The sequence below is a fragment of the Parafrankia sp. BMG5.11 genome (genome assembly GCF_004337455.1).
The window spans coordinates 62170-88837 of the sequence record NZ_SJXI01000007.1 but is presented as its reverse complement, the minus strand read 5'-3'; the positions used below and the strand labels follow the sequence as shown (position 1 = coordinate 88837).

At 72.3% G+C, this 26668-nt stretch carries 23 protein-coding genes; 9 read left to right on the top strand and 14 right to left on the bottom strand.

Features of this window, described 5'->3' with window-relative positions; genetic code table 11:
- Positions 1 to 36: 36 nt before the first annotated feature.
- Positions 37 to 1104 (bottom strand): DUF5317 domain-containing protein, encoded by a 1068-nt coding sequence (locus tag E0504_RS05440; RefSeq protein WP_243657424.1) that lies wholly within the window; start codon positions 1102 to 1104, stop codon positions 37 to 39.
- 377 nt (positions 1105 to 1481) lie between these two features.
- On the opposite strand from E0504_RS05440, the gene E0504_RS05435 reads away from it, so the two are divergent.
- Positions 1482 to 1700: a biotin/lipoyl-binding carrier protein gene (locus tag E0504_RS05435; protein ID WP_020458608.1), complete on the top strand. Its 219-nt coding sequence runs from the start codon at positions 1482 to 1484 to the stop codon at positions 1698 to 1700.
- Positions 1701 to 1853: 153 nt separating this feature from the next.
- Entirely contained in the window at positions 1854 to 2042 is a 189-nt protein-coding gene (locus tag E0504_RS05430) for a hypothetical protein (RefSeq protein ID WP_131622250.1), read from the top strand.
- A 472-nt stretch (positions 2043 to 2514) separates the two neighbouring features.
- Here the strand turns inward: E0504_RS05430 and bioB are convergent, their stop codons facing one another.
- The 3 genes from bioB to E0504_RS05415 form a co-directional block, all read right to left on the bottom strand.
- On the bottom strand, positions 2515 to 3594 hold the full coding sequence (bioB, locus tag E0504_RS05425; protein WP_131622248.1) for a biotin synthase BioB: 1080 nt from the start codon (positions 3592 to 3594) through the stop codon (positions 2515 to 2517).
- 195 nt (positions 3595 to 3789) lie between these two features.
- A complete protein-coding gene (gene bioD, locus E0504_RS05420) occupies positions 3790 to 4506 on the bottom strand; it encodes a dethiobiotin synthase (protein WP_071059377.1) in 717 nt (238 codons plus the stop codon).
- Positions 4503 to 5852 (bottom strand): 8-amino-7-oxononanoate synthase, encoded by a 1350-nt coding sequence (locus E0504_RS05415; protein ID WP_207912180.1) that lies wholly within the window; start codon positions 5850 to 5852, stop codon positions 4503 to 4505. The genes bioD and E0504_RS05415 overlap by 4 nt, the downstream gene beginning before the upstream one ends.
- Positions 5853 to 5904: 52 nt before the next feature.
- On the opposite strand from E0504_RS05415, the gene E0504_RS05410 reads away from it, so the two are divergent.
- Complete coding sequence (locus E0504_RS05410; RefSeq protein ID WP_041253694.1) at positions 5905 to 7374, top strand: sensor histidine kinase; 1470 nt, start codon at positions 5905 to 5907, stop codon at positions 7372 to 7374.
- Between the two features lie 390 nt (positions 7375 to 7764).
- On the opposite strand, the gene E0504_RS05405 is transcribed toward E0504_RS05410, so the two are convergent.
- On the bottom strand, positions 7765 to 8079 hold the full coding sequence (locus E0504_RS05405) for a WhiB family transcriptional regulator (RefSeq protein ID WP_243657423.1): 315 nt from the start codon (positions 8077 to 8079) through the stop codon (positions 7765 to 7767).
- Between the two features lie 670 nt (positions 8080 to 8749).
- Here E0504_RS05405 and E0504_RS05400 point away from each other — a divergent pair.
- Positions 8750 to 9742, top strand: coding sequence for a glycerophosphodiester phosphodiesterase (locus tag E0504_RS05400; protein ID WP_112107928.1), 993 nt, complete (start codon positions 8750 to 8752; stop codon positions 9740 to 9742).
- A gap of 89 nt (positions 9743 to 9831) precedes the next feature.
- Here the strand turns inward: E0504_RS05400 and E0504_RS05395 are convergent, their stop codons facing one another.
- The gene (locus E0504_RS05395; protein WP_112107919.1) at positions 9832 to 10929 is read right to left on the bottom strand and encodes a diacylglycerol kinase family protein; all 1098 of its coding nucleotides are present in this window, start codon (positions 10927 to 10929) and stop codon (positions 9832 to 9834) included.
- Positions 10930 to 11070: 141 nt separating this feature from the next.
- On the opposite strand from E0504_RS05395, the gene E0504_RS05390 reads away from it, so the two are divergent.
- Positions 11071 to 11511 carry a hypothetical protein gene (locus tag E0504_RS05390; protein ID WP_071059380.1) on the top strand — a complete coding sequence of 147 codons (441 nt, stop codon included), beginning with the start codon at positions 11071 to 11073 and terminating at the stop codon, positions 11509 to 11511.
- Between the two features lie 260 nt (positions 11512 to 11771).
- Here E0504_RS05390 and E0504_RS05385 read toward each other — a convergent pair whose 3' ends face one another.
- The 4 genes from E0504_RS05385 to sodN form a co-directional block, all read right to left on the bottom strand.
- Entirely contained in the window at positions 11772 to 12857 is a 1086-nt protein-coding gene (locus E0504_RS05385; protein ID WP_083390624.1) for an RNA polymerase sigma factor SigF, read from the bottom strand.
- The gene (locus E0504_RS05380; protein WP_018502289.1) at positions 12854 to 13390 is read right to left on the bottom strand and encodes an anti-sigma factor; all 537 of its coding nucleotides are present in this window, start codon (positions 13388 to 13390) and stop codon (positions 12854 to 12856) included. Before E0504_RS05380 ends, E0504_RS05385 begins: the two co-directional genes overlap by 4 nt.
- Positions 13391 to 13940: 550 nt before the next feature.
- Positions 13941 to 14453: a GNAT family N-acetyltransferase gene (locus tag E0504_RS05375; protein ID WP_112107918.1), complete on the bottom strand. Its 513-nt coding sequence runs from the start codon at positions 14451 to 14453 to the stop codon at positions 13941 to 13943.
- Between the two features lie 164 nt (positions 14454 to 14617).
- Positions 14618 to 15016: a superoxide dismutase, Ni gene (gene sodN / locus E0504_RS05370; RefSeq protein WP_018502291.1), complete on the bottom strand. Its 399-nt coding sequence runs from the start codon at positions 15014 to 15016 to the stop codon at positions 14618 to 14620.
- 152 nt (positions 15017 to 15168) lie between these two features.
- Between sodN and E0504_RS05365 the strand changes: the two genes are divergently transcribed.
- The gene (locus E0504_RS05365) at positions 15169 to 15504 is read left to right on the top strand and encodes a S24/S26 family peptidase (RefSeq protein WP_112107917.1); all 336 of its coding nucleotides are present in this window, start codon (positions 15169 to 15171) and stop codon (positions 15502 to 15504) included.
- 21 nt (positions 15505 to 15525) lie between these two features.
- Here E0504_RS05365 and E0504_RS05360 read toward each other — a convergent pair whose 3' ends face one another.
- The gene (locus E0504_RS05360) at positions 15526 to 16149 is read right to left on the bottom strand and encodes a dTDP-4-dehydrorhamnose 3,5-epimerase family protein (RefSeq protein ID WP_018502293.1); all 624 of its coding nucleotides are present in this window, start codon (positions 16147 to 16149) and stop codon (positions 15526 to 15528) included.
- A 1049-nt stretch (positions 16150 to 17198) separates the two neighbouring features.
- Here E0504_RS05360 and E0504_RS05355 point away from each other — a divergent pair.
- Positions 17199 to 18473: an NADP-dependent malic enzyme gene (locus E0504_RS05355; RefSeq protein ID WP_112107916.1), complete on the top strand. Its 1275-nt coding sequence runs from the start codon at positions 17199 to 17201 to the stop codon at positions 18471 to 18473.
- A gap of 152 nt (positions 18474 to 18625) precedes the next feature.
- On the opposite strand, the gene E0504_RS51935 is transcribed toward E0504_RS05355, so the two are convergent.
- On the bottom strand, positions 18626 to 18769 hold the full coding sequence (locus E0504_RS51935) for a hypothetical protein (RefSeq protein WP_198145458.1): 144 nt from the start codon (positions 18767 to 18769) through the stop codon (positions 18626 to 18628).
- A gap of 393 nt (positions 18770 to 19162) precedes the next feature.
- Between E0504_RS51935 and E0504_RS05345 the strand changes: the two genes are divergently transcribed.
- Together E0504_RS05345 and E0504_RS05340 are read left to right on the top strand one after the other, a co-directional pair.
- On the top strand, positions 19163 to 20137 hold the full coding sequence (locus tag E0504_RS05345; protein WP_112107915.1) for a zinc-binding dehydrogenase: 975 nt from the start codon (positions 19163 to 19165) through the stop codon (positions 20135 to 20137).
- A gap of 192 nt (positions 20138 to 20329) precedes the next feature.
- Positions 20330 to 22351 (top strand): serine/threonine-protein kinase, encoded by a 2022-nt coding sequence (locus tag E0504_RS05340; RefSeq protein ID WP_243657422.1) that lies wholly within the window; start codon positions 20330 to 20332, stop codon positions 22349 to 22351.
- A 44-nt stretch (positions 22352 to 22395) separates the two neighbouring features.
- Here E0504_RS05340 and E0504_RS05335 read toward each other — a convergent pair whose 3' ends face one another.
- Together E0504_RS05335 and E0504_RS05330 are read right to left on the bottom strand one after the other, a co-directional pair.
- Positions 22396 to 22575, bottom strand: coding sequence for a DUF6104 family protein (locus E0504_RS05335; protein WP_018502297.1), 180 nt, complete (start codon positions 22573 to 22575; stop codon positions 22396 to 22398).
- A 144-nt stretch (positions 22576 to 22719) separates the two neighbouring features.
- Positions 22720 to 26442: a multifunctional oxoglutarate decarboxylase/oxoglutarate dehydrogenase thiamine pyrophosphate-binding subunit/dihydrolipoyllysine-residue succinyltransferase subunit gene (locus E0504_RS05330; protein WP_112107913.1), complete on the bottom strand. Its 3723-nt coding sequence runs from the start codon at positions 26440 to 26442 to the stop codon at positions 22720 to 22722.
- Positions 26443 to 26668: the final 226 nt, after the last annotated feature.

The window sequence follows — 26668 nt, the reverse complement described above, 5'->3', positions numbered from 1 at the left end:
GCTGCCGCGCAGCGGCGGCGGACCCGGCTGGTCGGCCTACTCGGCGGCGTGGCCGCTGTCGACGGGGCGGGCGAGGCCGCTGGTGGGGCCGGAGTCCGGGCCCGCGCCGGCGCGTCCGCCGAGCCTGGTCCCGTCGCCGGGCGGGGGCCCGTCACCGCCCGGATGATCGTCGGCGGGTTCGCGGCCGGGCGGCACGTCCCCCGCTCCGGGGCGCTCCGGCGCGGCCGTGGCGCCCACGGGTCCGGCCGGGTCGTCCGCGGGCCCGGTCATGGCGGGAACGAGCCGTGGCGTGCCGTCCCGCTCCGTGTGCTCGTCGCCGGGCGGGCCCTCGGCGAGAGGCTCCTCGGCCGACGGGTCCTGGTCCAGGACGTATCCGTCGTCCTCACGGTCCCCGTCCCGCCCGTCGCTCTCGAGCCCGTCACCCTCGTGATCCCTGACGTCCTCGTGGTCTCTGCCGTGCCCGTCGACGCGGGGTCTCTCGTCTTCGAGGTGCTCGTCGTCGAGGTGTCCCTCGTCGTCGCCGGGCCCGTCGCCGTCGCTGTCGTCCGCGTCGTGTCCGTCGGTGTCCGGTGCGCCAGCGGCCCGCCGGGGTCGGGCGAGGCCGGCGGCGAGCCGGGCCTGCAACGTCCGCCGTGCCCGCACCGGTGCCACCGCGCCGAACATGCCCAGGCCGGCGGCCATGAGGACGTCCCCGAGGCTCACCACGGCCGGTGCGCCCGGCGTCGGGAGCGGCAGGATGTCACTGATCAGGCGCAGCGACGTGTCCCCTCCCGCCACCGTGTGAAAGTGCGAGTCGTGGATGCTCTGGACCGATACGCCGGCCCGGTCGGCGGCCCACGCCGAGACCGGCATGTCCCCGCTGTTGGCGCTGATCACGAGCGCGTTGAGCAGCACGCCGGCGCACAGCAGCGGAAGGCCGGGGAGCCGCCGGTTGGCCACGGCGAAGACCACCAGACCGGCTGACGCGAGGATCCAGGCCGGGCTGTGCAGTGCTCCGACGAGCCTGCCGACGGCCAGCACGACCAGTACGCCGACGAACAGCCAGGGCCTGGCGACGTGGACGCGACTGAGGGCGTCGAGGGTTCCGCCCCTCGCGAGCCCCACGGCCAACCCGCACAACAGGGTCAGGAGGAGGAGTACGAGCACATCCGTAAGTGTGGAGGGTCGCCGCTCGATCGCGCAGCACCGCCCGCCGGTGTGACCCTTCCGCGACGGGCCCGGGACGCAGCGGCGCCGACGACGGCGCCGACGACGAGGTCGCGGCCCGTGCCCGCGTGGGCGCCCGATCCGGCGCCGCGCACCGGCATGGCCCGGGGGTGTGGGGTCGTCCTCCCAGCCGGGCGCGGCCCCGCCGCGGGTCGTCCGGATGGCGCGTCGGGTCGATTGCGATCCTGCGCCGACCCGGCGGCTACTACGCTCACATCAGCCGGCGCCGCAGCGCGGTCGACCGGGAGAGCGGTCGACGTGGAGAAGGGATTCCGATGTCCGAGGAAGTCCGTGCCGAGATGGTCGCCAACGTCTGGAAGGTCGTCGTCGGTGTCGGCGACTCGGTCGCGGCGGGTGACGCCCTGGTAATCCTCGACTCCATGAAGATGGAGATCCCGGTGATCAGCGAGGAGGGCGGCACCGTCGCCAGCATCGCCGTCAACGAGGGCGACGTCGTGCAGGATGGGGACCTGATCGCCGTCGTCGACTCCTGACCGGTCACCGGTGACATGCTGCGCGGGTGACATGCTGCCGCCGGTGGCCCGCGACGGCCCGGCAGGCAGCCGCCCGGCAGGCCACCGGTGGTGACGTGACGGCGCGGACTTCCCGCCGCCGGTCGCGGGCCGGGTGCCCTAGGCTGCTCTGTCATGGAGGCCTCGTTCTGCGACCGGTGTGGCCAGCTCGCGCGCATTGGCAGTCATGACGTCTGCGCGCGGGCGCGCGCGCTGGAACCACCGCGGTACTGCTCGTCCTGTCGGCGTCGCCTCGTCGTCCAGGTGACCCCGCTGGGCTGGAGCGCGCGCTGCGCCGAGCACGGGACGTCGGTGTCGGCCTGACCCGTGGCCGCTTCCCAGCATTGGCCGCGGGGCCGGGCTCGTCCCGCTACCCGGCCCTGGGTCGGTGGCGGGGCTCGTGGTCTGGACGAGTAGTCCGACAGTTTCGCCCTCGGTGCCGACCGTCCAGGCTCCGGTTCGCTTCCGCGCGCTCGGCTACTCGCCGTTTGGTTTCTTTCTCGCCGTTTCAGACGGCACGCCCTGCGACGTTCGCTCTGGGAGGGCGAGAAGGATGTCAAACGGCGAGCAGGCCACCCCGACGTGTAGGGGTTTTGTCCGATAAATGACGGCTGGCCGTGCCGTGGTCACCACGAACCACGGTCGACCGCGGTGCTCCGCGGAACACCCGAACTCCCGCGAGCCGTGATCACCACGAACCACGGTCGACCGCGGTGCTCCGCGGAACACCCGAACCGGACACGAACCCCCGATGATAGATCAACATTAGGGTGACGGAAGGTCCGGACTCACTTGCTCAGAGCGTGGCCTGCAGGGACTTGATCGGCATCCGCAGCTCGGTGAGCATGGCCAGGTCGCTCTCCGGATTCCTGCCGAGCGTGGTCAGGTAGTTCCCGACGATCACCGCGTTGATGCCGCCGAGCATTCCCTGGACATCCAGGTCGCCCAGCGTGATCTCGCGCCCGCCGGCGTAGCGCAGGATCGTGCGGGGCAGCGCCAGCCGGAACGCGGCGATGGTGCGCAGGGCCTCGCGTGAGTCCACCGCGGGCAGGTCACCGAACGGGGTGCCGGGTCGCGGGTTGAGGAAGTTCAGCGGCACCTCGTCCGGCTCCAGAGCGGCGAGCTGGGCGGCCAGCTCGGCGCGCTGTTCGAGGGACTCGCCCACACCGATGATCGCGCCGCAGCACAGCTCCATCCCGGCGGCGCGGACGAGCTCGCAGGTCTCCCAGCGCTCCTCCCAGCTGTGGGTGGTGACCACCTTCGGGAAGTGCGAGCGCGCCGTCTCCAGGTTGTGGTTGTAGCGGTGCACGCCCAGGCCGGCGAGCTCGTCCACCTGCTCCTGGGTGAGCATGCCGAGCGAGCAGGCGACGTTGATGTCGACGGCCGCCCGGATCGCCGCCACGCCCTCGCGGATCTGCTCCATCAGCCGCTGGTCGGGGCCGCGGACCGCGGCGACGATGCAGAACTCGGTGGCGCCGGTGGCCGCCGTCGCCTTCGCCGCCTCGACCAGGGACGGGACGTCCAGCCAGGCGGAGCGCACGGGGGAGTCGAAGCGGCCGGACTGGGAGCAGAAGTGGCAGTCCTCGGGGCAGCCGCCGGTCTTGAGGCTGATGATGCCCTCGACCTCGACCTCCGGCCCGCACCAGCGCAGCCGCACCTCGTGGGCGAGCGCGAGCAGGTCGCCCAGTGCCTCGTCCGGCAGCTGGAGGACCGCGAGCACGTCCTGTTCGTCGAGGCCGCGCCCCTCGTCGAGCACCTGCCGGCGGGCACGGGCGAGAATGTCGTCGTCGACGGGTCGGGGTGCCTCGGTGACGTTGGTGGTCTCGACGGTCGGGGACGCTTCCGCGGTCGCGGGCGTGGTCACAGGTGCGGTCACAGGTGATCTCCATCAGGAGGTCGTGCCGGCGGCGTGGCTCGCGGCCAGCGGTCGGGCTGGACGTCCGTCTTCTCGTATCAGCGGTCGGGTGGCGGGGGTTGTGGCCGGCCGGGGCCGGTCGATCCGCGCCGAGACCATTGTTCAGTCATCCTCGTGACTCGTGCCCGTGTTGTGACGTGAGTCCGGCCGGGGTCGTCACACGGCGTACCGGCGTCGGAACTCCGCGGCGTTGAATGCGCCGCCGAGGGCCGGTTCGAGCGAGGATCGCGCGATCTGCAGGAACTGCCCGGTGCCGAGCAGCCCGGCCCCGGCCGGCACCGCCCCGGCCAGCGGCCGCGCGGCGAGCAGCTCGAGGTCGACGATGTTGCTGCGCGCGGCCAGGTCGGGCTCGGCCGGCCAGGAGCCCACGACGATGCCCGCCAGGTCGAGCCCGCGGTTGGCCATGACCTCCAGGGTGAGCGCCGTCGCGTTCAGCGTGCCGAGCCCGGCGGTCGTGACCACGAGAACCGGTGCCGCCAGCGTCCGGGCCAGGTCGGCGAGGGTGGAGCCGTCGTGGTCGTACCGGACGAGCAGACCGCCGGCGCCCTCGACGAGGACCAGCCCGCGGTCGGCCTGCAGCCGCCGCACCGCCACCGCCACCGTGCCGAGGTCGGGCGTGGGCAGGCCGGCCCGCCGCGCGGCGCTCACCGGCGCCAGCGGGTCGGCGTACCGGCTGAGCTCGTGCACGTCGTCGACCCCGGAGAGGTCCCGGACGAGGTCGACGTCGCCCAGCTCGCCGGCCCGGACGCCGGTCTGCGCCGGCTTGACCACGGCGACCGCCGTCCCCCTGTCCGCGGCGAGGGCGGCGAGGGCGGCGGTCACCACGGTCTTGCCGACCTCCGTCCCGGTGCCGGTGACGATGAGCACGCTCACGGCGCGGGGAACCGGCCGATGGCGTCGGTGATCACGCCGACCGCGCGGCTCACATCGGCCTCGGTGAGGTCGGCGCGGGCCGCCACCCGCAGCCGGCTCGTCCCGGCGGGGACCGTCGGGGGCCGGAAGCAGCCGACGGCGACCCCGGCGTCGCGGCAGGCCGCGGCCACCGAGACGGCCCGCTCGGGATCGCCGAGCACCACCGACACCACCGCGCCGGCCGGCTCCGGGGCCCCGGTCGCGGCGGCGATCTCCCGCGCCCGCCGCTGGACCCGCTCCGGCAGGTCCGGGTGTCGGGTGAGCAGCCGCAGCGCCGCCAGTGCGGAGCCCGCGCACGCCGGCGCCAGCCCCGTGTCGAAGATGAACGTCCGGGCGGTGTCGATCAGGTGGTCGCGCAGCGCGGCCGGCCCGAGGACGGCACCGCCCTGGCTGCCCAGCGACTTGGAGAGGGTCACGGTGGCGATCACGTCCGGCTCGCCGGCCAGCCCGGCCGCGGCGAGCGCCCCGCGCCCGCCCGGGCCCACGACGCCGAGCCCGTGCGCCTCGTCGACGAGCAGGACGGCGCCGTGTCGCCGGGCGACCGCGTGCAGGGCGGCCAGCGGGGCGAGATCGCCGTCCGCGGAGAAGATCGAGTCGGTGAGGACGAACGCGCGCCGCCAGGAACGTGTGGCCAGCGCCTCGTCGACCGCATCGACGTCCGAATGTGGCGTGACCAGGACGTCCGCGCGGGACAGCCGGCAGGCGTCGACCAGTGAGGCGTGGTTGCGCTCGTCGGAGAGCACCAGGTCACCAGGTCCGGTGAGGACGGTCAGCATCGCCAGGTTGGCGGCGTAGCCCGAGGAGAAGACGAGCGCGGAGCCGAAGCCGAGGTGCTCGGCGAGCGCGGACTCGAGCTCCCCGTGCAGCGTCGTGGTGCCGCTGACCAGCCGGCTGCCGGTGGACCCGGCGCCGAACGCGCGCAGCGCGGCGATGCCGCCCTCGACCACCTCCGGATGGCGAGCCAGCCCGAGGTAGTCGTTGCCGGCGAGGTCGAGCAGGAGATCACCGTCGGTCCATGGCTGCAGCGAGCCGTGTGCGGGCAGCGCCGGCGCGCCCGTGGGCCCGCGCTCGGCGCGGGGCGCCCGGGGGCGCAGCACGCGGTGCAGCCCGGCCTCGGCCCGCAGCCGGGCCGCCTCGCCCAGCCAGCCGAGCGGGGCGGGGCTGTTCGCGTGGCTGGTCGCGCCGCCCGCGGGGCCGGGCACGGTGCCGGCGGGGCTGGCCGGGACGCCGTCCGATGCGTCGGCCGAGGTCGCGGATGGGGTGGTGATGGTGCTGTCGGGCGTCACGTCGGCGAGCGTACGGCGCATTCCGGCCCGGCCGCCCGGCACGCCCACCACGGCGTCTGGCAGTCTGCGTCCCGTGGGAACCCTCGCCGACGCCCTGCGAGCGAGCACCGATCTCAGCGGCGACGACATCGACCATCTCCATGCGCTCGTCGCGGACTGGGCCCTGCTCGCCGATCTGTCCTTCGCGGACCTGCTGCTGCTTGTCCCGGTGCGGTCCGGCTCGGTGCGGGCGGGGCACGCCGGCGGCATGGAGTTCCAGGTCGTCGCGCAGGTACGTCCCACGACCGGACCCACCGCGTATCACAACGACGAGGTCGGCAGCGTCGTCATCAACCGGTGGGTCGTGCAGAACGCCTGGCGCGAGCACCGGATCGCGCGGGAGGGTGAGCCCGAGTGGGACGGCGGGGTGCCGGTGCGCACCGAGGCGATCCCGGTGCGCCACGGCGACCGGGTGATCGCCGTCCTGGCCCGGGACACCAACCTCGCGACGACCCGGACGCCGAGCGCGCTGGAGTCCGCCTACCTGCAGGGCGCGAACAACCTGGCCCTGATGATCGCCGAGGGTGCGTTCCCGTTCCGGGGCAGCTCCGCCGAGCTGCCCGAGGCGCCGCGGGTCGGTGACGGCATGATGCGCCTCGACGGCGCCGGCAAGGTGATCTTCGCCAGCCCGAACGCGCTGTCGGCGTACCGCCGGCTCGGCCACACCGGGAACGTCACCGGTGAGGACCTGCGCACCGTGCACCGCGCGCTCAACCTGCCGGCCACGACACCCGCGGTCTGGCACGCGATCAGCCGGCGCCGGCCGGTCGAGGTCGAGATCGAGGTGGGCAGCACGGTCGTGCTGCTGCGGGCCATCCCGCTCTTCCCCGGCGCGATCCGCGAGGTGCTGGTCCTCGTCCGCGACGTCTCGGAGCTGCGGCGCCGGGAGGCCCAGCTGCTGAGCAAGGACGCGACGATCCGGGAGATCCACCACCGGGTCAAGAACAACCTGCAGACCGTGGCGGCGCTGCTGCGCCTGCAGATGCGCCGGACGAAGGCGGACGAGGCCCGCGACGCGCTGCGCGAGTCGGTGCGCCGGGTGACCTCGATCGCCGTCGTCCACGAGACGCTCTCCCAGACGCTGGGGGAGTCCGTCCCGTTCGACGAGATCGCCGACCAGATCACCTCGGTGACCGTCGACCTCGCGTCGACCGGGACCCGCGCGACGACCAGGCGGATCGGGTCGTTCGGCCGGCTTTCGGGCGAACTCGCCACGCCGTTGGCCCTTGTGCTCTCGGAACTTCTGCAGAATGCTGTCGAACATGCGTTCGATGGATCGTCGGGAGCGATCGAGCTCCGCGTGCGGCGCGCCGAGGACCGCCTCGACGTCGTGGTCGCCGACGACGGCGCCGGCCTGCCGGACGACTTCCAGCTCGAGCACTCACCCCGGCTCGGGCTGCAGATCGTCCGTCAGCTGGTGCTGGGCGAGATGCGCGGGACCATCCGGCTGCAGGCCGGTCCGGCACGAGGGACCGAGGCGCTCCTGTCGATCCCACTTTCTTGAAGTTGTGTGTTTGGGCCTCGCTGGCGCGGGTATGCAGGCCAATGTGTCCTCTGTTCACGATCCGCGTACGGCGGTCGTGTCGTCGCCGCAGGGCGGTCGTGGCGCATCGGGCGCCGCCGATGGTGCCGGCGGGGAGGCCGAGTACCCCGAAGGGGATGCCGACCCGAAAGATTTTTCGGCCGCTCCGTCCGGGTCCGCGCAGGGGTGTGCGCCGGACCAGCGGACAGAGCGGCCGATGGTGATGCGTATCGTGAATCTCGCCTCGGGCATGCGTCGATCGACCCGCGAGCGGATGGGAACGGACCACTGCGTGGCTCCGCAGTGGACATCCGGTCCGTCCGTACGCGGACAGGCGGTTCACGATCATTGTTCGGTTGTGTGCGGCCTACCTCAGGTAGGCCTGATCGGTCCTGATGCCGACCGGCTCGATCGCGCCCAGTGTGGGGCGCCCCGGGCTTGGGCGGTCCGGACTCTCAGCCGCACCTGGCGCTTGAGCGTCCGACGTTCATCCTCGCTCAACCCGCCCCAGACGCCGGAATCCTGCCCGGTGTCCAGTGCCCAGTTGAGGCAGTCACTAGTGACTGCGCACCGCCTGCAGACGGCCTTCGCCTCTTCGACCTGGCGTTCTGCCGGACCGGTCGTACCGATCGGGAAGAAGAGCTCGGGGTCCTCTTCACGGCAGAGCGCTCTGTGGCGCCAGTCCATGCGTACTACTCCCTCTCTCGTCTCGGGTCACACTGCACATCAGACGCTCGGTGAGCCGCCTTGGTTGCGTCGCGTCCCAGAAGAAAATTCCGGATGTCTGATCGGGTCGCGGCGACCGGGGCTTGTGCGAGTGCATGTGTGCGGACCCAACTGCACGTGCATCCACCTCGGACATTCGCCACCCTCCCACCGGAACGGGCAGGGGCGCAAGAACCTGCATGGTCCGTCACGCCCGGTCTGGCCGCTACCTGTCCGACGGGGACACAAGCGGACCAAGGATCACCCTGCCCTACGTCGGCCGGTGGTCATCACGAGTGGATCCCGTGGTTTGTAGTACTTCGAGGACCTTCGGATCATGTTGAATCGTTGTGGCGTAACGATGGGTCGGCTCGCCCCGCAGGGTCAAACGATGTTGGCCTGTCGGGTGATGCCGGTTAGTCATCTCGTGCTAGGCTGCCCTCTTGGTGTCGATCTGGCTGTCGCCGTGTGGAGTGGCGCGGTCGGCCGGCGTAGCACTGAGGACCACGCAGGCAACCGCGCTGACAGCGGGGCATACGACCAGCACGTGAACTGACCGCAGGTAACCGACGGCAGGTGAGTCGCGGAACACCCGACCGATCCACTCTCCACGCGGCGTGACCGCATGGAACGGACCGCGCAGGATGGGGCGATGGAGGTTCTGGGCCATCGTGGAAGCCGGACACCCGGTCCGGAGAACACGCTCGAGGCGGTAGACGCCGCGTTACGGGCAGGTGCGGACGGCGTCGAGCTCGACGTGCGCCGCAGCGCCGACGGCGACCTGGTGTGTGTGCACGACGCGCGGCTGCCGCGGTTGGGCGGTCGGGCCGTCATCCGCCGGTCGACCAGTGAGCTCGCCAGCCGTGGCATCCCACTGCTGACCGAGATGCTCGACGTCTGGGACGGCCGTGGCCGCCTCATCCTGGAGATCAAGAACCAGCCGGGCCAGCCGGATTTCGACGCTCCACGCGAGCGGACGGCCCGCGCGCTCATCGAGCTGCTGCGGGCTCGCGGGCTGCCGGGCTCCTCCGTCACCGGCGCGCACCTCGATCAGGCGACAGCGCCGGCCCCTGGTGCGCCATCCGACGTCGACCCACAGCTCGCCCAGCTGGCCGCCGGTGCGCCGCCCGGCCCCGGTACGCCATTCGCGAACGGAGCGCTTCCCTCGAACGGAGCGCTTTCCGCGACCGGCTCGGCGGGTGGGCCGGCCGGCGAATCGAGTGGGCCGGCCGGCGAATCGAGTGGGCCGGCCGGCGAATCGAGTGGGCCGAGCTCCACCGGGAACCCGGCGCCGGCAAGCCGATCTGTGTCGGGAATCACAGTCTCGTCCTTCGACTGGTTCGCGATCGAGGCGATCCGCGACGCCGGGCTCGGCGTCGCGACCGCGTTCCTCACGATGCCGCGGATGTCGGTGAGCGGCGGGGTCGCCTACGCCCGCTCGGCGGGCCACACGGAGCTGCACGCGCACGTGTCCGCCGTGCTGGGCGTGACCGACGCGGTCCCGCGCGCGCGGCGGGCCGGCCTCCGCCTCGTCACCTGGACGGTCACCGACCCGGCGACGGCGATCGAGCTGCGCGACGCCGGTGTGGACGGCGTGATCTGTGACGACCCCGTGGGCGTCGGCCAGGCGCTGCGGCGCCCCTGAGCGAGCGCTCTCAGTCGGCTCAGGAGCTTCAGTCGACTCGGTCCCGGCTCAGGTGACGACGCTCAGGAGCCTCGGGCGATTCGGTCGGGCTAGGCGATGACGCGCAGTGCCCGCGGGTGGTCGGTGAGCTCCACCAGCTCGAAGTTCCCCAGGACCTCGCCGTCCATCTGCACCGCGACCGGCTGATCGGCCCGCAGGGTCACCGCCGCCGCGTCGTGCAGCGTGACGACGTTGCGCCCCCGGGGGGTCGGCTCGTCGCCCAGCATCTGGAGCCCCGTCCGCAGCACGCTCGACAGCCTGGCGCGGCGCAGCCCCACCAGGTCGAGGCCGGTGTCGAAGGAGGCCTCCGGGCAGGCGGCGACCGGCCGGTTGTTCAGGTAGGTCCAGGGCCGGGTGTTGCAGACGATCGCGAGCGACACCTCGACGGGCTCACGGCCCTGCGCCCCGGGCTCGGAGTGGTCGACAGCCGCCCCGCCGGTCTCCCCGGTGCCGGCCGCCCCGCCGGCCTCGGTGTCCCGCGCGTCGCCGTCAGCCGCGTCGCCGTCGGGCGCGTCGCCGTCGGGCGCCGCGCGCCCGGTGGCCACCCCACCCAGGATGCCGCCCGCCGCGGTGATGCTGATCGCCGGGCCGGAGCGCCCGACCCGGCGGACGAGCTCGGCGGTCGCGCAGCGCAGGAAGAGCCCGGCGGTGCTGCGACGTCCCTTGTCACGGCGACGCTCGACCGCGGCGACCACATCGGCGTCGAGACCCATGCCGAGGCAGAAGGTGAAGTAGCGGGTCTGGTCGCCGTACCGGGCCCGGCCCACGCTCACCTGCCGGGAGCGGCCCTCGCGCAGCGCGGCAAGCAGCTCCCCGGTGGCCTCCACCGGCGACGCCGAGTACCCGAGCGCTCGGGCGAAGACGTTCGTGCTCCCGCCCGGGACGACGGCGAGTGCCGGGCCCTCGCCCGCCGGGCCGCTCTCGACCAGGCCGTTGACGATCTCGTTCACGGTGCCGTCGCCACCGAGGACGATCACCACGTCGATGCCGAGCTCGCGGGCCCGGGCACCCAGCTCCAGCCCGTGGCCGCGCCCCTTGGTGACCACCGTCTCCAGGGCGACGTCCGCGGCGAGAGCGGTGGCGAGCACGTCGCGGACCCGCTCGGTAGTGGTGGTCGCGACCGGATTGACGACCAGCAGCCCGCGCATGCCAATACGGTAGCCTGCGCAACCATTCCGGGCGTCGGCTGGGAAAACTCTCACACCGTCCGTGCGGATCCCGCGCCGTGGCGTGGGCCTCGCGGCGTGGTCCCCAGCGCCGTCGTGGCGAACGGGACGTAATCTCGGCGGATGGGTACCAACCGCGGCCCCGTCGGGGCGTCCGGCCCTGCTCCGGCACCGAGCGCGCGGGTCGTACCGCGTCCGCTGCTTGCCGCTGGCGTGCTGCTCGGCGTTGAGACGGCGGTGCTCGCGGGCCTGGGCGCGCTGCTGGTTGTCCGGGGCTTCGGTTCCGACATCGAGGACGTCGGCCGGGCGGAGACCGGTGGTGTGCTCGCTCTGGTGGGCGCGGCCTGCCTGGGCCTGGTGACCTGGGGGGTCCTGCGCGGCCGGTCCGGTTTCCGGTCGCCTGCGCTGGTGACACAGGTTCTGTGTCTCCCCGTTGCCTGGGGCCTGTTGCAGGGTGGTCTGTACGGCTATGGTGTGCCGCTGGTGGTAGTTCCGCTCGCGATCATCGTGTCCCTGGGCTTCGGCGGCGGGTACGCCAGGCCGGCCGAAGATGGCGACGCTTGATCGTGGCGGGCTGGGCGGCCGGGTGAGGAGCTGAACCGACCCGGGCCCAGGGGTCGGTTCGCCGGCAGGCTGTGCCGTGCGGCACCCGCGCCGAGCGCGGGTCGGACGGGCAGCGAACAGGACAGGCGTTGCTGGACAGGCGTTGCTGGACAGACAGGTGCTGGACGGGCTGCTGCTGGTGAGCAGTCAGGCTCAGGCCGGGCGGTTGGCCGGGCCAGGGGCGGGGGTGCGGCCCCGGGGCGTACCGAATGCTGGTCGGCTCAGCCGTCTTCCAGTAGCCCGCGGCGGAGCTGGGCCAGTGTGCGGGCCAACAGCCGGGACACGTGCATCTGCGAGATGCCGAGCTCGTTCGCGATCTGCGACTGGGTCATGTTGCCGAAGAAGCGGAGCAGCAGGATGCGCTTCTCCCGCGGGGGAAGCTTCTCCAACAGCGGCTTGAGGGACTCGCGGTACTCCACGCCCTCCAGCGACTCGTCCTGCACCCCCAGGGTGTCGGCGACGGCCGGAGCCTCGTCGTCCCCGGAGTCGGGCGCGTCCAGCGAGACGGCCGAGTAGGCGTTCGCCGACTCGAGGCCCTCGAGGACCTCTTCCTCGCTCATCTCCAGGTGACGGGCGATCTCGCTGACCGTCGGCGAGCGGCCCAGCGACTGGGACAGCTCGGAGGTCGCCTTCGTCAGCGAGAGCTTGAGCTCCTGGAGCCGACGGGGCACCCGGATCGCCCAGCCCTTGTCGCGGAAGTGCCGCTTGATCTCCCCGACGATGGTCGGGGTCGCGTAGGTCGAGAACTCGACCCCGCGCTCCGGGTCGAACCGGTCGACGGACTTGATCAGCCCGATGGTCGCGACCTGCACCAGATCGTCGAGCGGCTCGCCGCGGTTTCGGAACCGCCGGGCGAGGTACTCGACGAGGGGAAGGTGCATGCGGACGAGCTGGTCGCGCAGGGCGGCCCGTTCCGGATCTCCCTCGGGCAGCGACACCAGCCGGACGAACAGCGCGCGGGCCCGGATCCGATCCGGCGACCCGGCGCCGTGCCCGGACGCGCCGGAGCGGGAGCCCGCACCGGCGGCGTCGACGGCCTCGTCGGGCTGGGCCTGCTCGCCCACGGCCGAGGCGGGCGGCGGACCACCGTGCTCGGCGCCAGGCCCGGATCCGCGTTCGGCCAGGCCGTCGGCCTCGTGCGCCGTCCCGGTGATCCCGCCGACGTCGGGGCCGGCGGTGTCAGCGCTGGCGATGTCAGCGCTGGTGATGTCGCCGGCACCGCGCTGGCTGAGTGCCGCGACCGGGTCGCCCGCGCGGTTCGTGGGGACCGTACGAGGGGTGGTGGGTGTTCTGCCGGCTGAAGTCACGACGTGCCTACCGTGTCGCCGAGGGCCGCTGTGGAGGCCGCGCCGGAGCCGCGGACGTGCCCGGCCGGGGGCTCACCCAGGTCGGCCCGGACACCGCGGCGCTTCTGGAGGGCGATGCTTACCCGGGAGCCCGGACCGGTCGAGCTGGAGACGTCGCCGGCCAGCGCGGTCAGCACCGTCCAGGCGAACGTCTCGGTGGAGGGCGGCTCGCCGTCGAGGCTCTCGACGGTTACCAGGACTTTCATGACGCCGGGCTCGAGGGCGAACCTGCATTCCAGCGACGAGCCGGGAACGGCGGAGACGAGCAGCAGCGCGCACGCCTCGTCCACCGCGATCCGGAGATCCTCGATGTCGTCGAGGGTGAAGTCCAGCCGGGCCGCGAGCGACGCGGTGGCCGTCCGCAGGACGGTCAGATAGGCGCTCGCGGCGGGCAGGGTGAGCTGGACGACGTCGTGCGGGCCGCCGCCGTGGGTGGCCTCGCCCGAGGTGCCGCCGGAGTTCTCCGCGCCGCCGGTCGAAGGCGTCGGATTCACGTTCCTACCCCCAAGAGCCCGGGTCGTGCGAGGAAGGTCCTCGTCGATGATGTCGGTCTTCGTGCCTTTGTGTCGGGTGTTTCCGCCACCGGGTGTCGCTCGTTCGTGGATCTCGATCTGGCTGGGTCTGGCTCGGGTTCCGTCCCGTGATCGGTGCCTTGCTGTTGCCGGTGTCTTGCGGTCGCCGGCGCTGCGAGGCGGGTTTCCCGCGACCCGTGGTGTTGCGTCCGTTTCCGGACGACACTCCGGTGCCGGCGCCTGCCCGATCCATCGGGGCGTTACTCCGATGATGGCCCTGCCGAGGAGGTCCGACTCGCGTGGGCCCCGTCGTTCACCACCGTACCCAGCCCGCCTGGGGTATCGCAGGTCGGGTGATCAGAAGAGGGCGCCGAAGGCCCGACTGGTCGCGGATGGCCGCTTCCTGCCCGGCCACCTGGGTGTTCTCGGCGCCGGGCACGGCCGACCAGGTGGCCGCGGGCGGCCGGGGTGCCGGTGCGGAGGTCAGGTGACAGTGACCTTCAGGGCACGGTTTCAGCCGGGAAGGCGCACGTCAGGTAACGCTGTCGTGATGTGGGCGGGGGCCTGCCAGCGTGTCGATCGCGCGGGCGTCCAGCCGCCAGGTGGTCCACTCCGAGGTGGGTGCCGCCCCCACCGACCGGTAGAAGGCGTGCGCGGGGGTGTTCCAGTCCAGGACGGCCCATTCCAGCCGCAGGTAGCCGCGCCGCCCGCAGATCCGGGCGAGCTCGGTCAGCAGCTCCCGGCCGTGCCCGGCGCGGCGGTGCTCGGGCCGGACGAACAGGTCGATCAGGTACATCCCGCTTTTCCCCGTCCAGGTGGAGAAGGTCGGGTGCCACATCGCGAAGCCCACAACGTCGGCCACGTCGCCGGCCGGGTTCGGCGACCCCGCCACCAGGCAGTGCGCCGCGGGTGGGTCGCCGAACAGGGCCATGGTGAGGTCGTCGGCGGTCATCGCGACCGCGTCCGGCTCGCGCTCGTAGGCGGCGAGGCCGCGGACCAGGGCGAGGACGGCTTCGACGTCCCCGTGCCGGGCAGGTCTGATCATGTCCGCTCCCGGGATGTGATCATTTAGATCCCCGGTGGACGGGATCACAGGCGCTCGCCCCACCGGCCGACGGGACACCCGACCCACACACAAAACCGGGCGCCCCCGCCGGGATGGCACTCGGCCACCCGGGGGAACGCCCGGCCCTACCTGTCGCCCGAGTCTCAGGCGGCGGCCTTCGTCTCCCAGAAGATCGTGGAGATCTCGTCGATCAGGTCCAGGAGCTTCTGGCCCTGTGTCGGGTCGACCGAGCCCTTGGCGCCGGCCGCGCCGGCTGCCTTGGTGGCCTGCCAGAACAGGTCATGCAGCTGGGGGTACTTCTCGAGGTGGTTCGGCTTGAAGTAGTCGGTCCAGAGCACCCAGAGGTGGTGCTTGACCAGCTCGGCGCGCTCCTCCTTGATGACGAGCGCCCGGGCCCGGAACTCCGGGTCCGTGTTGGCCTGGTACTTCTCCTGGATGGCCTTGACCGACTGGGCCTCGACCTTCGCCTGGGCCGGGTCGTAGACGCCGCAGGGCAGGTCACAGTGGGCACTGACGCTGATCGCGGGATGCAGCAGGCTCATGCCGCCGTCCTCTCTGTATCGCCTCGGGTCTGTCGCCCAGGGGCGGCCGCGTCCGCGCCGGGCGGGTCGGCCCTGGGTGGTTGCGATCGCGGGACGTGGATCGCGAGTAGGAGTCCGCGGACCAGTTTCCCGCCTTCTGGCAACCTACCCCCGTGAGGCCACGTGTTTCCGTGCGGGCGGTCGCTGTCCGCGGCGAGTCGATGCAACCAACCCTGAACGACGGCGACACATGCCTCGTGCTGTGGGGCGCGTCACCCAGACCGGGTGACGTGGTGGTGGCGCGGCTGCCCGAGCGCGGGCTGGGGGTCAAACGGGCCGAGTTCACCGACCCGGACGGATCCTGGTGGCTGCGCTCGGACAACGTGCGCACCGGCACCGACAGCGCGACGTTCGGGATGATCCCGGCCGGCGACGTCCTCGGTCGGGTCGTGGCGCGGTACTGGCCGCGCCCGCGTGCACTGCGCCGCAGCCGGCCACCCCGGGCGTGAGCCGCCCGGGCGGGCGGCGGGTCAGCCGCGGCTCGCGCCGGTGCTCAGCGGCCGCAGCGAGTCGTAGAACGCCCGGCAGTCGGCGTAGGTGGGGAGCAGGCCCGCCGCCGCGGCCTGGCTCAGTGTCGGCGCGGCGGTGTCCTTCTCCGACAGCAGCGGGGTCAGCTCGGCCGGCCACGGCAGGGCCAGGTCGGGATCGAGCGGGTTGATCCCGAACTCGCGCTCCGGCGTGTACGGCGTGGAGCACAGATAGGTGATCGCGGCGCCGTCCGTCAACGCCATGAAGGCATGCCCGAGCCCCTCGGAGACATAGAGGCCCCGCCGGTCGACGTCGTCGAGCAGGACGGCCGCATGCGACCCGAAGGTCGGCGAACCGACCCGGATGTCGACGACACAGTCCAGCACGCGGCCGCTGACACAGGTGACGTACTTTGCCTGGCTGGGCGGCACCTGGGCGTAGTGCACGCCGCGCAGCGTTCCCGCCCGGCTGACACTGGCGTTCGCCTGGGCGAGTTCAAGCCGGTGCCCGGTCACCGATTCCAGCGCGTCGACGCGGAACCATTCGAGGAATGTTCCGCGCGGGTCGGAGTGCTGGCGAGGGGTGAACAACCAGGCATCGGCGATCGGCAGCTCGGTTACCTCCACGACAACGCACGCTACTAGGTTGGGCGCGGCGATTCCCGGTCAGCCTCGTCGCCTGCCGTGTGCCGTCGGTGGACGTCCCGCTTCGACTGGTTGACATCAGGATCAGCCTGACACGCGGGGCTTCCGCTCTGTGAGATGACGGTCGGCGGATGGTGATCGCGGGCCGGCTCGAGCCGTGTTCGAAACCCCCGCGTGTCGCCTGTCGCACTCCGCAGGTCCACGGACGAACAACGCTCGCGTTTCGAGTGAATCGTCTCACGCTTTATCGGTCGTGGATGTGTCGCGAGGCACGAGATCATTGCCGTCGCGCCTGTGTGGAAACCGGCTTGAAACGCGGTGGATTCCGCACCCGGGTCGGACGATGCGGGCCGGTTTCAGGTCGTTTCCAGAAACGCAACGGCAGCTCCGGTGGCGGCCTTCCAGCGGGTCCCCGGGAGCGGACCGGCGCCGGCCCGCGTCGGCTGGCGGGCGCGGCCGGGGAGCTGATCGGCTGATCGGTAGGGTGGCCGGCGCGAGGACGTGCGGCGGCCGGCCGTCGTGTGCCCTGGCTCCCGCCGTGCCCCGGCCCTCAGGTGGGCCTGGCAGGCGGCCGGGTGTGCCGGACCTGGCGGTGCGGACTCCGGCGGCACCGCCCGTCGGAGTCGGATGGGCGACAGGTAGGGAAACACGAGGCGACAGACGGTTGTGAGCGGCGGAGGTTGGACTCATCCCGGGGAGCCCGACAAGTGCCATTACGTCACAGTTCAGCTACGTCACGGCGCCCGGGCGACGCACGCATGTTTCACGCGGATGTCATCCCGGGTTGGCCGCCGGTGAACCGGACCGGGAGGCCCGGAGCCTCGCGCGTGCCATATTGGAAGCAGCGTCGGGCCACCCCCGTCGCAGGCATGTGGCAGTCCAGCCACCTCACACGTCGAGGTGGCGCAGCAGTGCCCGCCGCCCCGCGAACGCCCGATCTTCGCCGGGGCCCCGGGAACGTCCAGCCACGTCCGGTCAGTGACACCGTTCGCCGGACGGAACCGCCGTGGCTTGTCCGAGGAGCCCCTTTCGTGACCGCAACCACAGACCACACGACCCTCGACTCGTCCCTCGCGGCCCCGACCGATGGGCCCGTCTCGCCCGCGGCACCGGTGACGTCGCCGGGGTTCGACGGGCCGAGCCCGCGCCCGTCCGACGACGACCCCGCCTTCGCGCTGCACCGGGGCGGGAAGATCGGGATCGGGCTGACCGCACCTCTGAACAACCGCGAGGACCTCTCGCTCGCCTACACCCCCGGCGTGGCCCGGGTGTGCACGGCGATCGCCGAGACGCCGGCCCTGGCCGACGAGTACACCTGGCGTTCCAACACCGTGATCGTGGTGACCGACGGAACGGCCGTCCTGGGCCTCGGTGACATCGGCCCCGCGGCCGCCCTGCCGGTCATGGAGGGCAAGGCCGCCCTCTTCAAGCACTTCGGCGGGGTCGACGCCGTGCCGATCTGCCTCGACTGCACCGACGTCGAGGAGATCGTCGACACGGTCGCCCGCCTCGCCCCGGGCTTCGGTGGCGTCAACCTCGAGGACATCTCGGCCCCCCGGTGCTTCGCGATCGAGTCGATGCTCCAGGACCGCGTCGACATCCCCGTCTTCCACGACGACCAGCATGGCACCGCGATCGTCGCGCTCGCCGCGCTGGAGAACGCCGCCCGGCTGACCGGGCGGACCCTCGGCGACCTGCGGGCCGTCGTGTCGGGCGCCGGCGCCGCCGGTGTGGCCGTCACCCGCATCCTGCTCGCCGCCGGCATCGGTGACATCGCCGTCGGCGACAGTCGCGGCATGATCTACCCCGGTCGGGACGGCCTGACGACGGTCAAGGCCGCCCTCGCCGCCGAGACGAACAAGGCCGGCCTGCGCGGCTCGATCAACGAGGCACTCGCCGGGGCGGACGTCTACCTCGGCCTCTCCGCGGGCAAGGTGCCCGAGGAGGCCGTCGCCACGATGGCGCCGGAGGCGATCGTCTTCGCGATGGCCAACCCGGACCCGGAGATCGACCCCGAGATCGCGCACAAGTACGCCCGGATCGTGGCGACCGGCCGCAGCGACTACCCGAACCAGATCAACAACGTGCTGGCCTTCCCGGGTCTGTTCCGCGGTGCGCTGGACGTCCGCGCCAGCCGGGTCACCGAGGGCATGAAGCTCGCGGCCGCCCGGGCACTCGCCGAGGTGATCGCCGACGAGCTGGCCGACGACCACATCATCCCGAGCGTCTTCGACGAGCGTGTCGCGCCCGCGGTCTCGACCGCGGTTGCCGCGGCAGCCCGCGCCGACGGAGTCGCACGCCGCTAGCACCTCCGCCGCGGCAGGGCTCGGGTCGTCCGGAGCGCTGCGGGCAGGGAAAGACAGAGCCTAACGCGACCGCCGCGGAACCTCAGAGTTCCGCGGCGGTCGCCGTTCGGAATCCGGGAGACCGCCGCCGCCCAGGAGCCCGGGGCGCCGCCTCAGACCCGGCCGCAGCCGGGGCAGGGGCGGTTCTCGCTGGCCTCGGTCAGTGGGCGCAGCGCGCCGCAGCCCTTGTAGGAGCAGCAGACGAAGTCCGCTGACGGGACGATGATCACTGGATCGCCGTCTGTCACGAGCACCACCGGCGGTTCCGGTACGGGCGCCGGCCGGCGCCGTCGCCAGCCGAACCGACGGCCGCCCCCGTCCCGGCCGCCTGCGTCCCGGCTGACTGTGTCCCGGCTGAGGGGGGCCGGCGTACTCCCCTGTGTAACCACGGGATTGAGTTCAACACATCCGGTCCGACCGCGCGACGGCCGGGCTGCCCGAAGCCTGTCAATCGGCCTGTGGTCGATCTCCCCGGCTTCCGCGGCGTGCGGCGGGATCGGGGCGAACCATGACGAAGAGCAACGGCGGCGTCGGGCGCTGTCGTATGCCGCGTTCACCGGAACCGGACACGGATCGGACACGGATCGGACCGAGCGTGGAGCGGACGGTTCGGTGGCGTTGGTGGGGAGCGTCATCCTAGGGTTACCCTCGTGCTCGCCGCCGCCGCCGTCTCCATCAACCCGGACGACCCGCTGGCCGGCCTCGTGGTCGGCGACCAGCCGGAACCGGTCGTGCCCGAGGGCTGGACCACGGTCACCGTGCGGGCCGCCGCGCTCAACCACCACGACCTGTTCAGCCTGCGCGGAGTTGGGCTGCCGCCCGAGCGCCTGCCCATGATCCTGGGCTGCGACGCGGCCGGGGTCAGCGCGGACGGCGACGAGGTGATCGTCCATGCCGTCATCGGTGACCCGGCTCGCGGGGGCGGTGACGAGACCCTGGACCCGAAGCGGACCCTGCTCTCCGAGCTGCATCCCGGCACGCTCGCGGAGCGGATCGCCGTCCCGCGGGGGAACCTTGTGCCCAAGCCGGCGGCGCTGTCGTGGGAGGAGGCGGCCTGCCTGCCCACGGCCTGGCTCACGGCGTACCGCATGGTGGTCAACCGGGCGGGCCTGCCGGCGGGTGGTGGCGGGACGCTGCTCGTCCAGGGAGCCGGTGGCGGAGTGTCCACCGCGGCCCTGGTGATCGGCAAGGCGGCCGGTCACACCGTGTTCGTCACCTCTCGGGACGAGTCCAAGCGTAGGCGGGCGCTCGAGCTCGGGGCCGATCTCGCCGTCGAGTCGGGCGCGCGCCTGCCGAAGCGCGTGGACGGAGTGATCGAGACGGTCGGGGCCGCGACCTGGTCGCACTCGGTGCGCTCACTGCGCCCGGGCGGACGGATCGTCTGCTCCGGCGCCACGAGCGGCCCGAACCCGCCGGCCGAGCTCAACCGGATCTTCTTCCTGCAGCTCTCGGTGATCGGTTCGACGATGGGCACCCGCGGCGAACTCGCGGACCTCGTCGAGCTCCTCGACCGCACCGGTACCCGCCCGCTGATCGACGACGTCCGCCCGCTCACCGACGCCCGCGCCTCGTTCGAGCGTCTCGCGGATGGCGAGGTCTTCGGGAAACTCGTTCTCACGCCGTAGCCGGTTGACCGCTCCCGGCGAGTGGGAGGACCCGGTACCTGGGCTTCTGTGGTTCTGCGCCGTTCCGCGTCCGATCTGCGACACTATGTCGTCGACCATCCCGTCCGCGCGGTGTCATGGGCGTGGACGCGGTTGCCGGCATGACGAACACGGGACGGGACATTGGCCCAACGCCTCGGTAGTGCGTACACGTTGGATTCCCTGATCGGCCGCGGCGCCATGGGTGAGGTGTGGCGCGGCCGCTCCGACGACGGGACCGTGTTCGCCTTCAAGGTGCTGCGCGCCGAGCTGGCGACCGACGAGGAGCTCGTCGCCCGCTTCCTGCGTGAGCGCTCCATCCTGCGCCGGCTCGACTCGCCCCACACGGTGCGGGTGCACGACCTTGTGGCCGAGCGCGGGCAGCTCGCGATCGTCATGGACCTCGTCGACGGATCCGACCTGCGCCGGGAGATCCGCCGCCGCCGCACCCTGGCCCCGCTGGAGGCCGTGACCGCGACGAGCGAGATCCTCCACGGCGTCGGTGCCGCCCACGAGCTCGGGATCGTCCACCGTGACCTCAAACCGGAGAACATCCTGATGGCGCGGGGCGACACCGATGCCTGGCGGGCCATGGTCACCGACTTCGGCATCGCCCGGCTGCTGGACGGCTCGACGAGCCTGACGAAGCTGTCGGGGGTGCTCGGCACCCCGCACTACATGGCACCGGAGACCATCGAGGCGGGCCGGGCCGACACCGCCGCCGACCTCTACGCCGTCGGAGTCGTCCTCTACGAGCTGCTCTGCGGGGTGAGCCCGTTCGCGGACCGCCCGCCCATCGCCGCGCTGCGCGCGCACGTCGACCTCGTGCCCGGCCGGCCACCCGGTATCCCCGAGCCGCTGTGGGACGTCGTCGCCGGCCTGCTCGAGAAGGATCCGGCTCAGCGCCCGCGGACGGCACAGGACACTGTGCGCATGCTGGCGGCGGCGGCCGAGGGGCTTGAGGGCCTGCCACCCTGGCCGGCACTGGACGTCCCGCCGGCGGGTACCCGGGTGTCGGGCCCGGCAGCGGCGGTCCTCGACACCGGGCCCACGCGGATGGGGACCCGCAAGTACGACTCGTGGGAGCAACTGGGGCCCGGTGACGAGAACCCGGCCGCAGCCGATCCGCGGCCCGCCGCCGACGCCCTGGCGGCGCCGGGACCGGAGAACGAGCCCGCACGAGCGGCTGATGCCGCGGAGGGGGCGGCCGCACGGGCCGTGAGCGGGGCGGACTCGGGAGGTGGGGCCGACCCGCCGTATCCGCGGTCGCAGCCCGGCGCGGGGCCTGAGCCGGCGTCCTCTCCGGACCCGACGTCGCGATCGGTGCCTGGGCCCGCTCCCGCGCCGCGTCCGGGGCATGCTCACTGGCCGGGGGCCTCCGCGGCCGTCCCCGCGGCGCAGTGGTGGCAGCGGTCCCCGGCGCCGCACACTCCCGTGCCGCAGTACCGACACCCGGCAGCCGGCCAGGCGTGGTCGCCCGCACCGGGCCGTCCGGCGGGTTATGTGACCTGGCCGCACTCGCCACCGCGCCGCCCGCGGTCGTTCTGGCGGCGCCCCGTGGGGATCCTCCTGCTGGTGCTGATCGTGCCGTTTGCCGGTCTGGTGGGTCTCGGGGTGGTCCTGGGGGCGATCGACGCCGTCGAGGAACGCTCGTCCGGTCCCCGGGATCCGGCCGCCGCACTGGCGGAGAACGGTTCGGACGACCCGAACGCCGAGGTCACCGTCCATCTCGCCGACAGCAGGCAACTACAGGTCCGGGGGTCGGTGGAGACCGGGCAGGCGACGGTGGGCGGTGTCGCGCAACCGCGCAGTCTGATCATCAATGCCGTCGCGTACTCCTACCACGAAGAGCCGTTGAAGGTCGGTCAGGTGGAGTTCGACCTGGGCCGGCACTTCCTGCGTTTCCAGACCACGGTCGGTCTCGCCGACGACGCCACGAGCTCGGTGAAATACCTGGTCGAGGTGCACGGTGACGGCCGCCGGCTCACGGAGTACACCCTCGGCCTCGGCGAGGCGGAGCAGGTCGACCTGGATGTGACCGGCATCCTGCGGTTGAGGCTGTCGACCACGCTCCTCGGCGAGGAGGAGACCGTCGACAGCAGCTATGCCTACTACCGCAGCAGCACCGTGTTCGGGGACGCTCGGGTGATCGGCCGACAGGGCGCCGTTCCCCCGAACCCGACAGCGACGGGCTGATCCCGGCGCGGCACGGCGCGCCGGCCTGCTCTCGGCCGGTGGCGCTAGAGGTCCGGGTCGTCGTCGGGGCGGGCCAGCCAGGTCGCGAGCTGCTCGACGGCGTCCTCGAACTGCGGGTGCAGGTCGACGAAGGTGCGCAGAGCGTCGGCGAGCGAGTCGAACGACACCGATTCCTCGCCGCGGCGGGCAGCCAGCTCCTCGATGCCCCGGTCGGTGAAGTACATGGTGGAAAGGTATCCGTCCCGACGCTGCGGCGGCCTCAACGAGGTCCGGCGGTGAGCCGGGCCCGGAGCAAGCGGGCCCGGCTCACCGCCGAATGTCTCCTGACCGGCATGCGGCCAGCGGGCACGGGTGTGCCCGCGGGGTGATCAGCCCTCGAAGGCCGCTTCGACCAGCGCGGCCTGCTCGCGCTCGTGCACCGAGGACGAGCCGCCCGCGGGGGCGGCCGCGGCCCGCCGCGAGACCCGCCGCAACCGCAGGCCGTCCGGCAGCGACTCGGGCAGGTTCAGCGCCATGTGCGGGTAGGCGCCCTGGTTCGCCGGCTCCTCCTGGACCCAGACGAGGTCGGTCACGTTCGGGTAGCGGCGCAGCAGCGCGGTGAGCTCCGGCCCGGGGGTCGGGTAGAGCTGCTCGACGCGGAGCAGGGCGAACCGCTGCGCGTCGTTGCGCTTCACCCGCGCGGCGGCCAGGTCGTAGTAGACCTTGCCGGCGGACAGGAGCACGCGCTTCACGCTGGCCGGGTCGCTGACCGCCGCGTCGTCGATGATCGGCTGCCAGGAACCGCCGGTGAGCTCCTCGACGGAGGACGCCGCCGCCTTGAGCCGCAGCATCGACTTCGGTGTGAAGACGATCAGCGGCCGGCGCACGGGCGACAACGCCTGCCGGCGCAGCAGGTGGAAGTAGCTGGCCGGGCTGGACGGCGCCGAGACGGTCATGTTGCCGTCCGCGCAGAGTGAGAGGAAGCGCTCGATGCGGGCGGAGGAGTGGTCGGGGCCCTGACCCTCGTAGCCGTGCGGGAGCAGCAGCGTCAGCGACGAGCGCTGGCCCCACTTGGCCTCACCGGCCGAGATGAACTCGTCGATGATCGACTGCGCTCCGTTGGCGAAGTCGCCGAACTGCGCCTCCCACAGCACCAGGGTGTCGGAGCGGGCCACCGAGTAGCCGTACTCGAAGCCCATCGCCGCGAACTCGGAGAGCAGCGAGTCGTAGGTGTAGAAGGTGCCCACCTGCGAGTCACCCTCCTCGCGCAGGGTGCGCAGCGGGGTGTGCTCCTCGGCGGTGTAGCGGTCGACCAGCACGGAGTGCCGCTGGCCGAACGTGCCGCGCCGGCTGTCCTGGCCGGTGAGCCGCACCGAGACGCCGTTGAGGAGCAGCGTCCCGAAGGCGATGGTCTCGGCCAGGGCCCAGTCGATGGAGGCGGTCTCGACCATCTGCGCCCGGCGCTCGATCTGCGGGCGCAGGCGCGGGTGCATGACGAACCCGTCCGGCAGGCTGACCTGGGTGTCGACGACCTTCTTGACCGCCTCGGGCGACACCGCGGTGGTGACCGCGGCGGCCGCGGCTGCTTCCGCCGGTGTGGTCACGATCCGTGGCTGCGGCGTGGGCCGGGTCGTGGTCTCCCGGGTCTCGGCGAACGCCTTCTCCAACTCGGCGCGGTAGCTCTTCATCGCATGCTCGGCCTCGTCGCGGGTGATGTCCCCACGGCCGATCAGCGCCTCGGTGTAGACCTTGCGCACCGAGCGCTTGGAGGCGATGGTGTCGTACATCAGCGGCTGGGTGAAGGACGGCTCGTCCATCTCGTTGTGGCCGCGGCGCCGGTAGCAGACGAGGTCGATGACGACGTCCTTGTTGAACTCCTGCCGGTAGGCGAAGGCCAGCGTGGCGACCCGGACGCACGCCTCGGGGTCGTCCCCGTTGACGTGGAAGATCGGCGCCTGCACCATTCGCGCCACGTCGGTGGCGTAGACCGAGGAGCGGCTGGACGTCGGCGACGTGGTGAAGCCGACCTGGTTGTTGATGACCACGTGCACGGTGCCGCCGGTGCGGTAGCCGCGCAGCTGGGAGAGGTTCAGCGTCTCGGCGACCACACCCTGGCCGGCGAACGCGGCGTCACCGTGGATCAGCACCGGCAGGACGGTGTAGCCGCTGAAGCCCTTGTCCAGCACGTCCTGCTTGGCGCGGGCCACGCCCTCGAGCACCGCGTCGACGGCTTCGAGGTGGGACGGGTTCGCCACCACCGACACGGGGACGGTGCGGCCGTCCTGGTCGGTGTAGACGCCGTCGGCACCCAGGTGGTACTTCACGTCTCCCGAGCCGTGGGCGGTCTGCGGGTCGACGTAGCCCTCGAACTCGTCGAAGATCTGCCGGTAGGACTTGCCGACGATGTTCGCCAGCACGTTGAGCCGCCCGCGGTGGGCCATGCCGATGACGACCTCGTCCATGGCGGCCTCCGCCGCCCGGCTGAGGACCTCGTCGAGCAGCGGGATCGTCGACTCGGCGCCCTCGAGGGAGAACCGGCGCTGGCCGACGTACTTCGTCTGCAGGAAGGACTCGAACGCCTCGGCGGCGCCGAGGCGCTCCAGCACGTAGAGCTGCTCGGCCGGGTCGGGCCGCTCGGCCGAGCGCTCGACCCGGGCCTGGATCCAGGTGCGCTCCGCGGGCTCCTGGATGTGCATGTACTCGATGCCGACGCGGCGGCAGTACGAGTCGCGCAGCACGCCGAGCACGTCACGCAGCGACATCGTGCGCTGGCCGGCGAACCCGCCGACGGGGAACTCCCGGTCGAGGTCCCACAGGGTCAGCCCGTGCCCGATGATGTCGAGGTCGGGGTGGCTGCGGATGGCGAACTCGAGCGGGTTCGTGTCGGCCATCAGGTGCCCGCGCACCCGGTAGGCGTGGATGAGCTCGAGTACCCGCGCGCCGTGGTCGAGGTCGCCCTCGTGGTGCGCGGAGATGTCGGGCAGCCAGCGCACCGGGACGTAGGGCACGCGCAGCGAGTGGAAGATCTCGTCGTAGAACCCGTCGGCGCCGAGCAGCAGCTCGTGAATGCGCCGCAGGTACTCTCCGGACTGCGCGCCCTGGATGATCCGGTGGTCGTACGTGCTGGTCAGAGTCATGATCTTGGAGATGGCGAGCTTCGACAGGGTCTGCTGCGACGCGCCCTGGAACTCGGCCGGGTACTCCATGGCCCCGACGCCGATGATCGTGCCCTGGCCCTCCATGAGCCGCGGGACGGAGTGCACCGTCCCGATGCCGCCGGGGTTGGTCAGGCTGATCGTGACGCCGGCGAAGTCGTCCATCGTCAGCTTGTTCGTCCGTGCACGGCGGACGAGATCCTCGTACGCCAGCCAGAACTGGCTGAAGTCGAGCGTCTCGGCCTTCTTCACGGCGGCGACGACGAGCTGGCGGCCCTTGGGCGTCACCAGGTCGATGGCGAGACCAAGGTTGACGTGCTCGGGCTGCACCAGGGTGGGCTTGCCGCCGACCTCGGCGTACGAAGCATTCATCGCCGGGTGGTCGACCAGCGCCTTGACCATGGCGTAGCCGATGACATGGGTGAAGGAGATCTTGCCGCCGCTGGACCGGGCGAGATGCCGGTTGATGACGATCCGGTTGTCGGCCAGCAGCTTCGCCGGCACGGCGCGCACGGAGGTCGCCGTCGGGATGTGCAGCGAGGTCTCCATGTTCGAGACCACCCGGGCGGACGCGCCGCGCAGCGGGGTCTGGGCCCCGGCTGCGGCGGGCCTCGCCACCGCCGGCTTCGCCACGGGCGCAGCAGCCGGCGCCGTGGCCTGGGCCTGCGCCGGAGCCGCCGCGGCTGCGGGCGCCCCCGGTGCCGGGGAGGGTGCGGAGGGCACGGGCGGGCGCGGTGAACCGGGGTCGGTGGCGGCGGCCGCCTGTCCGTCGCCGGCGACCAGTGTGCCCGCCACATGCGGGGCGGACGGGTTCGCGGGACGGTAGTCGGAGAGGAACTCACGCCATTCGGCGGAGACGCTCTCCGGGTCCTCGAGATACTGCTGGTAGATCTCGAAGACCAACCACTCGTTGGGGCCGAAGTCAGGTTCTGACGCGGGTACCGTCGGTGCTGTCACGGGGCCAATCGCCTCTATCCACGGTGTACATCTCTGCCTGTTCACAGGCCCTTCGCTACCGTCTGCTCAGGTTACCCGCTGTGGACGGACCCGCTTGAGGTGCCCTGCCGGACGTCACATCACAATTGACACCATTTGGCCGGGTCGATCGGTCGGCCGGCGTTCTCGCCGTGCCGCCCGTCGGCCGTCGGTGGCTTTCCCTGACACCAGAAGCAATGGTCAGGCC